Here is a 13,050-nt window from a genome sequence, read left to right as displayed (position 1 = left end):
GTCTTGAGTGTGTTCTGTGGCCTGGGGTCGCCGCCGCTCGGGGCGGTGCCGCACCACGCTCCCCGTCCCCGAACCCTTCTTCGCCCTCGCCACCCAGAACCCGATCGAGTCCGAGGGCGTCTACCACCTCCCCGCGGCCCAGCGCGACCGCTTCCTGCTCAGGGTGGAGGTCGCCGCGCCCAGCGAGTCCGAGGAGCCCGCCATCCTCTACCGGATGAGCGTCGACCCGCCCCGCCCGGCCGGGTCCTCACCCCGAGCGGCTGATCGCGCTCCAACGGACCACCGACGAGGTGTTCGCGCACCACGCCGTCGCCTTCCCGGCTCCGGGCGTCGGGCAGGACAACGGGGGCCGCCGAATGAAGCGCCCCTCCAGGGAAGCGGCCTTCTTTCGAGGGGCGCGGGGCTCTGCCCATATACGGCTCCGCCGAGTGAGCGCCGAGCCCTCACACACTCGCAGCCAGAAAACTACGCGGCTTCCTTCGCCTTGCTCGCGTACATGTCCACATACTCCTGCCCGGACAACCGCATGACCTCACTCATCACCGAGTCGGTCACAGCCCGCAGCACGTACCGGTCCCGGTCCATGCCCTCGTACCGGGAGAACTCCATCGCCTCACCGAACCGCACGGTGACCTTCCCCGGCCGGGGAAGACCCGCCCCACCCGGCTGAAGCCTGTCCGTACCGATCATCGCGAACGGCACCACCGGCGCCCCCGTCATCAGCGTGAGCCGGGCGATCCCGGTGCGCCCCCGGTACAGACGCCCGTCGGGCGACCGCGTCCCCTCCGGGTAGATCCCGAACACGCGGCCCTCCTCCAGCACCCGGCGCCCGGTCATCAGCGCGGCGACCCCGCCCCGGCCACCGTCACGGTCGACGGGGATCATGCCGACGCCGGTGAAGAACCAGGCCATCAGCCGGCCCTTGAAGCCCTTCCCGGTCACGTACTCGTCCTTGCCGATGAAGAAGACCTGGCGGTCGCAGACCAGCGGCAGGATCATCGAGTCGATGAACGTCAGGTGGTTGCCGGCCAGGATGACCGGACCGTCGCCGGGAATGTGCTCCGCACCTTCCACCTGAGGGCGGAACATCAGGCGCATGATCGGGCCGAGCACTGCCTTGATGAGCGCGAAGCGGGACAACGGGCCCTCCGTGTCAGGGGATGCGGTATGAGTCTGTGCAGGTGAGGACGATACTCGGGGTCCCGGGGGTCATGCACATCGGGCACGGCGACTTAACCGAGGTCTTACGCGTCGTTGACGCGTGTTTACCTGCGGTGACCCGCTGTGGACGATGCGTAATCCGGCCGCCATATGTGACGGACGTCGCTCCCCGGGCGTAACGGACGCGTTCCCAGTACCGCCGCAACGAATCGCCACGACGCGACGAACTCGGCGAGTCGTCGACGAGCCGTCAGTTCGCTGCGCCCACCAGCCACTACGCCATCCGTCGTCACCCGCGTGTTCCGCCCGGCGTCTCCCACGCGTCATGTGCGCGCCCGTACGATCGCCCCGCACTGACGAGCCGACGGCAGGGAGGGCACTCATGGGAACGCAGAGGCCGAACGAGGAAACGAGCGGAACCGGACGGCGGGCCCTGCTCGGCGCGGCGGTGCTCGGCGCCGGGGGAGCGGTCCTCGGCGTGACCGGCACGGCGAGAGCCGACAGTGCCCGGCATGGCGGCGGGCAGGGCGGGCTGAAGAGTCTGCCCAAACCGACGATCGTCGGCCACCGCGGGGCCAGCGGCTACCGCCCGGAGCACACGTTCGGCTCGTACCAGCTGGCCCTCGACATGGGTGCCGACATCGTCGAGGCGGGCGACCTGGTGCCGACGAAGGACGGTCACCTCGTCTGCCGTCACGAGCCGGAGATCGGCGGCACCACGGACGTCGCCGACCACCCCGAGTTCGCCGACCGCAAGAAGACCAAGCTCCTCGACGGCGTCTCCACCACCGGCTGGTTCACCGAGGACTTCACGCTCGCGGAGCTGAAGACCCTGCGGGCGATCGAGCGCATCCCGGCCAACCGCCCGCACAACACCCTCTACAACGGCCGCTGGGAGATCCCCACCTTCGAAGAGGTCCTGAAGTGGCAGGACGAGCAGACCCGCAAGCGCGGCAAGCAGGTGTGGATCTATCCCGAGCTCAAGCACCCCACCTACTTCCGCAAGCAGGGCCTCCCCCTGGAGGAGCGGGTCGCCAAGCTGCTGCGCAAGTACCGCAAGGACCGGCGGACCTCCCCGGTCATCCTCCAGTCCTTCGAGCCGACCAGCATCGAGCGCCTCAACAAGCTCGTCGACAACCCCTTGGTCGTCCTGCTGTCCTCGGCGGACACCCGCCCCTGGGACTTCGTCGAGTCGGGTGACCCCCGCACGGTCGCCGACCTGGTCAAGCCGGCCGGCCTGCGGGAGATCGCCTCTTACGCGCAGGGTATCGGCCCGACCCTCGACCTGATCGTCCCGCGTGACGCCAAGGGCAACCTCACGCAGCCCACGACGCTCGTCGCGGACGCGCACAAGGTGGGCCTGATCCTGCACCCGTGGACGCTGCGCAACGAGAACCCCTTCCTGCCCGCGAACTTCCGCAAGGGCGCGGACGCGGACGCCTACGGTGACGTGTTCGGCGCGTACAAGGCCTACTTCGCGACCGGTATCGACGGCGTCTTCACGGACCAGCCCGACACGGGCGTGCTGGCCCGGGAGGACTTCGTCGACAACTGAGCGTCAACATGTGAGCTCACACCCCCCGGTCGAGTGAGCTTCGGCCGCCCGGGCAACCCGCCGCCCGGGCGGCCGCGTCGCTCCGCATATGACGCACGACCTGGTCGCCGCCCTGCGCCCGCTGCTCACCGCCGAGGCCTCCGCGGAGGCACATGCCGCCGGGGCCGAGCCGGGCGACCTGGAGCAGGCGGTCTGGCTCCGCCTGCTGGAGCGCCTCGACGCCGAGGGTCCGCCGCATGACCCGCAGGAATGGCTCCGCCGGGCCGTCCGCTCGGAAGCGCGCCGGACCCGCCGTACGAGCCGCCTCGAACGGCCGTACGGCGTCGAACCTGCCGACGACGGCGACCGCGGCCCCGAACAGCTCGCCCTCGCCGCAGCCCGCGGCCGTGCCCTGCGCGCGGCCGTACGCCGCCTCCCGGGCCGCTGCCCCCGGCTGATGGAGGCCCTGCTCTCTCCTGAGGACCTGACATACCGGGAAATCGCAGGGGAGTTGGGTATCTCACAGGGGAGTCTTGGCCCGGAACGTTCCAGATGTCTGGGATGTCTGCGCAGATTGCTCGCACCGGAGGTTGCGGCCCGCTGAGGGCGGGGATAGGAGTGAGGAACGACAGGTGATCAGATGAGCGGGAGGCGTGCGCACATGGGCATGAGCGTGACCATCTCTGCGGCGGCCGAGCAGGACGCGGAGCAGATCTTCAGGCTGCAATACCTGTGCTTCCAGCCGGAGGCGGCGCTGTACGGCAACTACCGCATCGACCCGCTCGTCCAAACCCTCGACTCGGTCCGCGAGGAGGTCGCCCGCGACTGCGTCTTCGTGGCCCGGCTCGGCGAGGAGGTCGTCGGCTCGGTCCGCGGCTCGGTCACCGAGGACGGCGCCGCCGCGATCGGCAAGCTCTGCGTCCACCCCCGCCTCCAGGGCCACGGCATCGGCGCCCGCCTCCTCCGGGCCGCCGAATCGGCCCTCGCCGACCAGCACGGCGCGACCCGCTTCCGCCTCCACACCGGCCACCGCAGCGAGGGCCACCTCCGCCTGTACCGCAAGGTGGGCTACGAAACGGTGGGCACCTCCCAGGGCGCGGACGGCATCCCGATGATCGTCCTGGAGAAGCCGGCCGGTACGTACGCAGCGACGGCTTGATCCTCAGGGGCGCGGGGCTGTATCGATGTGCGGCTCCGCCGCGTGGGCGAGACCAGCCACACGCGGCCCGCGCACGCCCACGCCCCTCAGCCGGCAGCCCCCTGTCGCGCACGCGACCGCCGCAGCCAGTAGATCGCCGACACCGGCAACAGAATCGGGATGAACAGATACCCCATCCCGAAGTCCGACCACACGGTCGCGTCAGGAAACGCCGACGGCTCGATCAACGTCCACGTCCCCACCGTCAGCACGCCCACCAACTCGGCGACACAGCACGCCAGCGCAGCCTTACGCGCCGTCTCCCCACCCCGCACCAACGAGTACGTGATGAAGCCGTAGACCACACCCGCGACGGCCGACAGCGAGTACGCGAGCGGCGCCCGGTCGAACTCTGTCGCGATCTGATACGCGGACCGCGACACCGCGCCCACGACCATCACGCCGTACAGCCACACCAGCAGCGTGCCCGGCCCGCTGATCAGCCGCCGCCGGCTCACCTCAGCCTCCCCAGATGTCATAGAGCCGCACCTCCAGCACAGCCAGCACCACACCGCCTGCGGCGACCGTCACCGAACCCCACCGGGTGCGCTCCGCCAGTGACATGAACCCCGCCGCCGGGACGCACGCGAACGCCCCCAGCAGATACGCCACGAAGATCGTCGTGCCCTGCTCCGGCTTCTCGCCCCGCGCCAGCAGCACGATCCCGGCCACCAGCTGGATCAGCGTCAGCAGCGTGACCACGGCCATCCCGATGAAGTGCCAGTCCTTCGTCGGCTGGTCACGGTAGGCGGCCCAGCCGCACCAGGCGGCGAGCAGCAGCGCGGCGACGCCGGTCACCAGCGTCAGGGCATCAAGCATGCTGCGACCTTATTACGGCCGACAAGGCCCGATGCCTGCGGCCCTGGCCCGCACCGTAGGGTCGAGGGCATGAAGATCCACGCGCACGCCCTGCTGTTCGACAACGACGGAACCCTGGTCTCCTCCCTCGCCTCGGTGGACCGCTGTTGGACGCGGTGGGCCACGGAGTACGGGCTCACGGCCGAGGCGTTCGCCCGGGTCGAGCTGCACGGCCGGCCGGCCGCCGAGATAGCCGCCGACCTGCTGCCCGCGGACGTGGTGCCGGAGGCCGTCGCGCGGATCGAGGACCTTGAGGTGGAGGACGTGCCCAACGGCGGTGTGCACCTGCTGCCGGGGACCCGCGCCTTCCTCGACGCCCTGCCCGCCGAGCGCTGGGCCGTCGTCACCTCCGCCACCAGGCGGCTGGCCGAGGCCCGGCTCGACGCCGTCGGCATCCTGCCCAAAACGCTCGTCGCCGCCGACGACGTCACCCGCGGCAAGCCGGACCCCGAGCCCTATCTGCTCGCCGCCCGCACCCTCGGCGTCGACCCCGCCCGGTGCGTCGTCTTCGAGGACGCACTCGCAGGTCTGGCGGCCGGCCGGGCCGCCGGCATGACCACCGTGGCGTTGGCCACAACCCACCAGGCCGACGAGCTCCAGGCCGATCTGGTGGTCGAGAACCTGTCGGCCTTGTCCGCACTGGTCACCGGGCAGGGTGTGGAGATCTCCCTCCGAGGCTGACGGGAGCCGGTCGTGTCCGGACCCTGTCCACCGCTGTCCAGCATCCGGACAGCGGCGGCCGGTCAGGACCGTACGCGTGTTTTACTGACGGCATGACCACGACGAGCGACCGCATCCCCGCGACCGAGGCGACCATGACGCCCGGTGCTCGTTGTATGTGTCGAATGTGCGCCTTCTAGAGGGCCCCCGCACCACCCCCTGAGCTCGCGCCCCGAAGCGAGACCGCGGCATGTCCGCACGCCCTGAGCCGTGCGTGACACCGAGCCGCCCGCGCACATGTTCTCTCCGGTTCCCCGCCCCAGCGAGAACCGTGTCGCGTCCCTGAACGAATGCACCTGTGCCCGGGCACACCCACGCCCGCGCACTCGACAGTGACGGAAACCCACGTGATCACCACAACGGACCTGACCAAGGTCTACCGTTCGCGCGGCCGCGAGGTCACCGCCCTGGACGGCGTCGACCTGCACGTCCGCGAAGGCGAGGTGTACGGCGTCATCGGCCAGTCCGGTGCCGGCAAGTCCTCGCTGATCCGCTGCGTCAACCTCCTGGAACGCCCCACCTCCGGCACCGTGACGGTCGCCGGACAGGACCTCACCGCCCTGGCCGGCCGCGGCTCGCGCGCCGGAAGGGAACTGCGGCAGGCGCGCAGCCGTATCGGCATGGTCTTCCAGCACTTCAACCTGCTGTCCTCCCGGACCGTCCAGGACAACGTCGAACTGCCGCTGGAGATCCTCGGCAAGTCCGGCGGGGAACGCTCCCGCAAGGCGCTGGAGTTGCTCGACCTGGTCGGCCTCGCCGACAAGGCGGGCGCCTACCCGGCACAGCTCTCCGGTGGCCAGAAGCAGCGCGTCGGCATCGCCCGCGCCCTGGCCGGCGACCCGAAGGTCCTGCTGTCCGACGAGGCCACCAGCGCCCTCGACCCGGAGACCACCCGCTCGATCCTGGCGCTGCTGCGCGACCTGAACCGGCAGCTCGGCCTGACCGTCCTGCTCATCACGCACGAGATGGACGTCGTGAAGTCGGTCTGCGACTCGGCCGCGCTCATGGAGAACGGGCGCATCGTCGAGTCGGGCACCGTCAGCGAACTCCTCGCCACCCCCGGCTCCGAACTGGCCGCCGCGCTGTTCCCGCTCGACGGCGAGGCCTCCGGCGAGGACCGCACCGTCGTCGACGTCACCTTCCAGGGCGAGAGCGCGACCCAGCCCGTCATCTCGCAGCTCGCCCGCACCTACAACATCGACATATCGATCCTCGGCGCGGCCATCGACACCGTCGGCGGCCTCCAGGTCGGCCGGATGCGCATTGAACTGCCCGGCCGTTACGAGGACAACGTCGTGCCGATCGGCTTCCTGCGCGAACAGGGCCTCCAGATCGACATCCCGGGCCACGAGTCCGTACTGGTGAAGGAGGGTGTCAAGTGACCTGGTCCGAAATGCAGCCCCTGCTGGAGCAGGCGTGTTGGGACACGCTCTACATGGTCGGCTGGTCCACGCTCATCGCCGTCGTCGGCGGACTGCCGCTCGGGATCCTGCTGGTCCTGACCGACCGTGGCGGGCTGCTCCAGAACGTCGTCGCCAACAAGGTCATCGGGCAGATCGTGAACATCGCCCGCTCGCTGCCATTCATCATCCTGATGGTCGCGCTGATGACCTTCACCCGTTGGATCACCGGCACGACCATCGGCCGCGAGGCCGCCATCGTGCCGCTCGCCGTCGGCGCCATCCCGTTCTTCGCGCGCCTGGTCGAGACGGCCGTCCGCGAAGTGGACCACGGACTCGTCGAGGCCGTGCAGGCCATGGGCGGCAACACCTGGACCGTCGTCCGCAAGGTCCTCGTCCCCGAGTCCATGCCGTCGCTGATCTCCAGCACCACGACCACGGTCGTCGCCCTCATCGGCTACTCCGCGATGGCGGGCACCGTCGGCGCCGGCGGCCTCGGCGACATCGCCATCCGCTACGGCTACCAGCGCTTCGAGACCCAGATGATGTGGATCACCGTCGCGATCCTCGCCGTCGTCATCTCGGTCATCCAGTTCGCCGGCGACTACGCGGCCCGCTCCCTGCACCGCCGCGGCGCCCACTCGGGCCCGGCCCCGAAACTGCGGCTGCTCAAGGCCGCCTCCTGAACTCCCCGTTCGCCCTCCCGTCGCCCGACCACCACCCCTCAACGACGGCGCTCCGCGCCGACACCCCTTGATTCCAGGGGTCGCACCACCCGCAAGGCCATAAGGAAAGGCACTTTTCGTGCGTAACACCGCCAAGATCACCACCGCCGTCCTCGCCGCCGGAGCCCTCACCCTCGGGCTCAGCGCCTGCGGAGCGGGCAAGGACGCCTCCGACACCTCCGGACCGCTGATCGTCGCCGCGAGCCCCGTCCCGCACGCCGAGATCCTCAACTACGTCAAGGACAACCTGGCGAAGAAGGAGGGCCTCGACCTGGAGGTCAAGGAGTTCACCGACTACACCTCGCAGAACCCCGCGACGCAGGACGGTTCCGTCGGTGCCAACTACTTCCAGAACAAGCCGTATCTCGACGACTACAACAAGAAGAACGGCACCGACATCGTGCCCGTCGTCACGGTCCATCTGGAGCCGCTCGGCCTGTACTCCCACAAGGTCGAGAAGGCCGACGACCTGAAGAGCGGTGCGACCGTCGCCGTCCCCAACGACACGGTCAACGAGGCCCGCGCCCTCAAGCTCCTCGCCGCCAACGGGCTCATCACCCTCAAGGCGGGCGTCGGCAATGAGGCGACCCCGTCCGACATCGCCAAGAACCCCAAGAACCTCAAGTTCAAGGAGCTGGAGGCGGCCCAGACGCCGCGCTCCCTCGACGACGTGGACGCCGCCGTCGTCAACGGCAACTACGCCATCGAGTCCGACCTCAAGCCGTCGAAGGACGCCCTCGTCCTGGAGTCCCCGAAGAACAACCCGTACGGCAACTTCCTCGCCGTGAAGAAGGGCCAGGAGGACGACCCGCGCGTGAAGAAGCTCGCGAAGCTCCTCACCTCGCCCGAGGTGAAGAAGTTCATCCAGGACAAGTACGCCGGCTCCGTGCTCGCCTCGTTCTGAGCCCACGTCCGGCACCCGTCACGCACGGGGCCCGCCCCCACCCGGTGGGGGAGGGCCCCGTGGTGCGGATCAGTGCTTTCATGCTGCATGCTGGGCAGTTCAGCAGGCCCTGAAGGTTCACCGAAGGTAACGGAGCGGCGCATGACGAGCACCTTTCCCAACGTCTCCATCAGCACGGAGCGGTTGGTCCTGCGTCCCTTCGAGGAGCCGGACATCCAGTCGTTCGCCGACATGATGAACGACGAGCTCGTCACCGCGTGGACCTCCGTCCCGCAGCCCTACACCGAGGCCGACGCCCGCTCCTGGATCACCGAACTGGCCCCCGCCGAACGGGCCGAGGGCCGCGGCATCGTCTTCGCCGTCACCGAGTTCCTCACCCAGCGCCTCGTCGGCATCGTCCACCTCCGCAACACCGACTGGCGGCTCCGCTCCAGCGAGATCTCCTACGTCATCGCCCCCTGGGCCCGCGGCGAGGGCTACGCCTCCGAGGCGGCGCTCATCACCGCGCAGTGGCTCTTCAACGACCAGAAGTTCGAGCGCCTGGAACTGCGCACCCCGGCCGACAACACCGCCTCCCAGCAGGTGGCCCAGAAGATCGGCTGCATCAGCGAGGGAGTGCTGCGCGGCGCCTGGATAGCCCGGGCACGGACGGACGACGGCGAATGGACCGAGGTCCGCACCGACCTGATCGTCTGGAGCCTGCTCCCCGAGGACCTCGAAGGCGTGGGCGACCAGCTGCCCGGCGGCTTCACGTCCTTCGGCGACTGGAACTGACTCCGGCGACCGGAACCGACCGGAACGGACACCGTGCGCGACGGCACCGCCGCCCCCTCCGCCGGCTTCACCGGGTAGTCTCACGGAGCCCGCCTGCGGGCCCCTCATCACACGACACACAGACGACCTGCGAAAACCCTGGAGACTGACGACGATGGCCGACCGGGTCACGGTGATCGGCTGGGACGGTTCGCCGCTGACCGCCGCGGCACGCGCCGCCCTGGGTGCAGCCACGCTCGTGGCGGGTGCAGCCCACCACCTGGCGCTCCCCGAGGTACCCGCCGGCGCCGAGCGCATCCGCCTCGGCAGCGTCGCCCTCGCCGCCCGCCGCATCGCCGCCCACCGCGGCACGGCCGTCGTGTTCGCCGACGGCGACCCCGGCTTCTTCGGCGTCGTCCGCACCCTGCGCGCTCCCGAGTTCGGCCTCGAAGTGGAGGTCGTCCCCGCCGTCTCCTCCGTCGCCGCCGCCTTCGCCCGCGCCGGCATGCCCTGGGACGACGCACAGGTGGTCGTCGCACACCGCCGCACCCTGCGCCGCGCGGTGAATGTATGCCGCGCCCATACCAAGGTGGCAGTCCTCACCTCACCCGGCGCCGGCCCCGCCGAACTCGGCCTGCTCCTCGAAGGAGTCCACCGCTCCTTCGTCATCTGCGAGGAACTCGGCACCGCACACGAGCGGGTCAGCGTCGTCACCTCCGAAAAGGCCGCCGACCACACCTGGCGCGACCCCAACGTCGTCATCGTCCTCGGCGGCCCGGCCGGCACCGCGGGGGAGACCGGCGGCTGGATCGCCGGCCGCGACCCGTCCGCCGGACCACGCGGCTGGTCCCTGCCCGCCGAGGCGTACGGCGGTGATCTCGGTGAGGGCGAGTCCCAACTGCTGCGCGCCTCCCAACTCGCCCGCCTCGGACCCCGTCTCGGCGACCTCGTGTGGGACATCGGCTGCGGCAGCGGTGCCTTCGCCATCGAGGCCGCGCGCGCCGGCGCCGCCGTCATCGCCGTCGACAGCGACCGGGCGGCCTGCGCCCGCACCGACGCGGCCGCCCGCCGCCTGGGCGTCCAGCTCCAGATCGTGCACGGCACCGCCCCGCACGTCCTGGAGAACCTCCCCGAACCCGATGTCGTCCGCGTCGCCGGCGGGGGAGCGGCCGTCGTCTCGGCCGTCGCAGACCGCCGCCCGCAGCGCATCGTCACGCACGCCGCCACCCGGGACGCAGCCGAACTCGTCGGCCGGGACCTGACGGAGCACGGATACGGCGTCGAATGCGCCCTGCTCCAGTCCGTCGAACTCGACACCCGGGCCTGGACGGAGACGGAACGGAGCGTCGCGTTCCTGCTCAGCGGGGTGCTCCCTCGGCGCAGCGCCTGATCCCGCCGCCGTCCCCGTGATCGGGTTGTCGTACCGCGCGCGGTAGGCTGGCCGATCGCTGCACCGCACGCGGACGTCCGGCAGATCGTCGGTCAATGTCCGGAAAGCCCGCCCGTTTTGGGGTGAGTGTGGTACGGCAGAACCGGAGGACGCGCAACGTGGCGCAGTCCACAGCGGAACCGTCGCGGATCAACGTGCCGTGACGGTGGTTCGGCCGCAACAATGCCAGTGAGTGGCTTTGTCGCCTTTTACGGGCGGGCCGTTCGTGCCGCTGGGGACGCACGCTCGTTCTTCACTGTGGGGCGGTCGGTGCGCCGTTCCGGGTGAGCTGGTCGTAGGAGCACTAACCGATGGGCGAGGGGTACGCATGACCGACACCGGCCAGGTCCCGGGCGAGGGACTGCCGGAGAACGCAGGCATGGTGGAACAGCCGGGCGCCCCCGCGCACGGTGCGTACGCCTACCTCTCCGAGAACACCGCCGAGGACGAAGACCTGCTGTTGCCGGGCTCCCATGGCGCCTGGGGCAACGAGGTCGCCCCGCCCGCGCCGGAGCCGGTCGTCGAGGCCGTGCACCAGCCGGGCCCGCACGAGCTCTCCGGCCGCGACAGCGGCTCGGTCGACCTCGGCGGCGTCCGCCTGCCCGACCCTCCGCCGATCCCGCCCATCACCCCGCGCCGACCGCTGCACCTCGGCCCGCCCCTTCCCGACAGCTCCGCCAGCCCGGTCCGCTCGCTCGCCGACCGCGGCCCCGCGGAAGCGCCGGCCCGACAGGCCGCAGCGTCGGCACCGGGCCCCGAGTACCTCGACGCCCCGCGCGCCCCGGAGGCGCCCGCGCCGGCCGCCGCGCCCTGGGGCGCGCAGGTTGGGCACCAGGCCCAGGTGAGCGCCGGGGCGGCGCCTGCGGAAACGGTTGTTCCGTCAACAGCACCGACGGGCACGGCCCAGGCCGTCGCAACTCACGTCGCCCCGGAGCCGGCCCACGCGGCAGCGACGGCCCCGGCCGGGGCCGCGCAGCGGGCGCACGACGGGCAGCCCGCGCAGAGTGCGGCGGCGCCGGGCGAGCCCGCCGGTGACCAGGTGGCTACCGGCGAGCCGGAGCAGACCGCCCCAGCGCAGGGTGCGGTGACCGCGGGTGACCCCGCTGGGGCGGGCGTCGGCCCTGCGGGGGAGCAGGTGGCCGCCGCCGAGCCCGGGGCTGTTGGTGAGCCGGTTGGTGCGGGCGTCGGTCCGGAGGGTGAGCCGGTGGCCGCGGCCGAGTCCGTGCAGGGCGCGGCAGTCGCGGTCGAACCGGCTGGTGCGGGCGTCGGCCCGGAGGGTGAGCCGGTGGCCGCCGCCGAGCCGGAGCAGGGCGCTTCCGCGCTGGGCGCGGAGGTTGAGGGCGACCCGGCTGCCGTGGGTGTTGACCCCGCCGCTGACCATGCGGCGGCCGCCGAGCCGGAGCAGGGCGCTTCCGCGCAGGACCCGGGCGTTGGGGGTGACCCCGCTGACGTGGCCGTTGATCCGGACGCCGGTCAGGTGACTCCCGCCGCGGCCGCGGCCGTGTCCGCTGCGGGATCGGTTCCGGGGGAGATGCCGGGGCCGGTCGTCGACGGCTCTGGTCAGGACGGTGAGCCGGCACTTGCCGATGGTTCTCCCGAGGTACCCGGGCCGGATGCCGCTGACGGATCCGCCGACGGTGGTGAGCAGACCCCGGCGGCCGCTGCGGAGCAGGGCGTGACATCCGCTCCTGTCCCGGAGGCCGCACCGGCGCCGGAGGCGGTCCCGTTCCCGGAGGGTGCCACCGCGCCCGAGCATGCTGCCCTAGTTCCGCCCGAAGCTGACACAGCGGAACCTGCCGTTGCCCAACCGCCGGCCCCGGTGGGCTCCGACGCCGCTGCACAGGCTCCGGCAGCGGAGGCTGGCCCCGAGGCTCCCGCACCGGGCGCGCCCGCGACCGAGTCCGTCGCGCAGGAGCCGGAGGCCAGTGGCGACGAGGCCGCCGCGCCAGCACAAGCTGACGAGCCGATCGCCCAGGCCCCCGAGGCAACTGACGCCGAGGCAGCCGCGCCGGAACCCGAGACGACGGCACCGCAGACCGCTGCTGCCGCCCCCGAAGCGCCCGGCCCTGCAAAGCCCGCCCCGGTTGCCGAGGCGGTCGCCCCGGAAGCCGACGCTCCGGCCGCCGAGGCCGCAGCGCCCGCCGAAGCACCCGCCCCCGAGGCGCCCGCCGAAGCACCGGAGACAACCGCACCGACCCAGCCCCCTGCCGCGACGGCGCCTCCTCGGCCCACCGAGACGGCCGCACCCGACTCGGCAGTAGAGGTTCCCGTGCCTGCCCAGGCGTCCGTCGACTCCGCAGCAGAGGCCCCCGAACCCGCCCAGGCGACCCCCGACACGACCGCCGAGGCACCGGTACCGGCCCAGGCC

General features: G+C 71.4%; 12 protein-coding genes and 2 pseudogenes. 11 read left to right on the top strand and 3 right to left on the bottom strand.

Annotated features, from left to right (window positions below):
* Window positions 1-7: 7 nt before the first annotated feature.
* Window positions 8-109: pseudogene (locus AOQ53_RS48215) on the top strand (hypothetical protein); the annotation flags it as partial.
* Window positions 110-465: 356 nt separating this feature from the next.
* On the opposite strand, the gene AOQ53_RS32970 reads toward AOQ53_RS48215, so the two are convergent.
* A complete protein-coding gene (locus AOQ53_RS32970; RefSeq protein WP_059422858.1) occupies window positions 466-1,140 on the bottom strand; it encodes a lysophospholipid acyltransferase family protein in 675 nt (224 codons plus the stop codon).
* Window positions 1,141-1,543: 403 nt separating this feature from the next.
* On the opposite strand from AOQ53_RS32970, the gene AOQ53_RS32965 reads away from it, so the two are divergent.
* The 3 genes from AOQ53_RS32965 to AOQ53_RS32955 all read left to right on the top strand — a co-directional run bounded on the left by AOQ53_RS32965 (window position 1,544) and on the right by AOQ53_RS32955 (window position 3,854).
* Window positions 1,544-2,716, top strand: coding sequence for a glycerophosphodiester phosphodiesterase (locus AOQ53_RS32965; RefSeq protein WP_059422856.1), 1,173 nt, complete (start codon window positions 1,544-1,546; stop codon window positions 2,714-2,716).
* 88 nt (window positions 2,717-2,804) lie between these two features.
* On the top strand, window positions 2,805-3,299 hold the full coding sequence (locus AOQ53_RS32960) for an RNA polymerase sigma factor (protein ID WP_059422855.1): 495 nt from the start codon (window positions 2,805-2,807) through the stop codon (window positions 3,297-3,299).
* 57 nt (window positions 3,300-3,356) lie between these two features.
* Window positions 3,357-3,854 carry a GNAT family N-acetyltransferase gene (locus AOQ53_RS32955; RefSeq protein WP_059422853.1) on the top strand — a complete coding sequence of 166 codons (498 nt, stop codon included), beginning with the start codon at window positions 3,357-3,359 and terminating at the stop codon, window positions 3,852-3,854.
* A gap of 86 nt (window positions 3,855-3,940) precedes the next feature.
* Here the strand turns inward: AOQ53_RS32955 and AOQ53_RS32950 are convergent, their stop codons facing one another.
* On the bottom strand, window positions 3,941-4,372 hold the full coding sequence (locus AOQ53_RS32950; RefSeq protein ID WP_059422852.1) for a hypothetical protein: 432 nt from the start codon (window positions 4,370-4,372) through the stop codon (window positions 3,941-3,943).
* Window positions 4,353-4,712: a hypothetical protein gene (locus AOQ53_RS32945; RefSeq protein ID WP_059422850.1), complete on the bottom strand. Its 360-nt coding sequence runs from the start codon at window positions 4,710-4,712 to the stop codon at window positions 4,353-4,355. The genes AOQ53_RS32950 and AOQ53_RS32945 overlap by 20 nt, the downstream gene beginning before the upstream one ends.
* 69 nt (window positions 4,713-4,781) lie before the next feature.
* Here AOQ53_RS32945 and AOQ53_RS32940 point away from each other — a divergent pair, with 69 nt between their 5' ends.
* From AOQ53_RS32940 to AOQ53_RS45000, 7 genes and pseudogenes are all read left to right on the top strand, one after another.
* Window positions 4,782-5,432 carry an HAD-IA family hydrolase gene (locus AOQ53_RS32940; RefSeq protein ID WP_059422848.1) on the top strand — a complete coding sequence of 217 codons (651 nt, stop codon included), beginning with the start codon at window positions 4,782-4,784 and terminating at the stop codon, window positions 5,430-5,432.
* A 386-nt stretch (window positions 5,433-5,818) separates the two neighbouring features.
* Window positions 5,819-6,853, top strand: coding sequence for a methionine ABC transporter ATP-binding protein (locus tag AOQ53_RS32935; protein ID WP_059422847.1), 1,035 nt, complete (start codon window positions 5,819-5,821; stop codon window positions 6,851-6,853).
* Complete coding sequence (locus tag AOQ53_RS32930; protein ID WP_059422846.1) at window positions 6,850-7,557, top strand: methionine ABC transporter permease; 708 nt, start codon at window positions 6,850-6,852, stop codon at window positions 7,555-7,557. The genes AOQ53_RS32935 and AOQ53_RS32930 overlap by 4 nt, the downstream gene beginning before the upstream one ends.
* A 118-nt stretch (window positions 7,558-7,675) precedes the next feature.
* The gene (locus tag AOQ53_RS32925; RefSeq protein ID WP_059422842.1) at window positions 7,676-8,500 is read left to right on the top strand and encodes a MetQ/NlpA family ABC transporter substrate-binding protein; all 825 of its coding nucleotides are present in this window, start codon (window positions 7,676-7,678) and stop codon (window positions 8,498-8,500) included.
* Between the two features lie 141 nt (window positions 8,501-8,641).
* Entirely contained in the window at window positions 8,642-9,274 is a 633-nt protein-coding gene (locus tag AOQ53_RS32920; RefSeq protein ID WP_059422841.1) for a GNAT family N-acetyltransferase, read from the top strand.
* Window positions 9,275-9,428: 154 nt separating this feature from the next.
* Complete coding sequence (gene cbiE / locus AOQ53_RS32915) at window positions 9,429-10,643, top strand: precorrin-6y C5,15-methyltransferase (decarboxylating) subunit CbiE (protein WP_059422840.1); 1,215 nt, start codon at window positions 9,429-9,431, stop codon at window positions 10,641-10,643.
* A 367-nt stretch (window positions 10,644-11,010) separates the two neighbouring features.
* Window positions 11,011-13,050, top strand: a pseudogene (locus AOQ53_RS45000) (nicotinate-nucleotide--dimethylbenzimidazole phosphoribosyltransferase); the annotation flags it as partial.

Source organism: Streptomyces azureus, from assembly GCF_001270025.1.
GTDB classification, from domain to species: Bacteria; Actinomycetota; Actinomycetes; order Streptomycetales; family Streptomycetaceae; genus Streptomyces; species Streptomyces azureus.
Note: the sequence above shows the minus strand (reverse complement) of the source record. Positions and strands in the feature narration are given on the sequence as shown.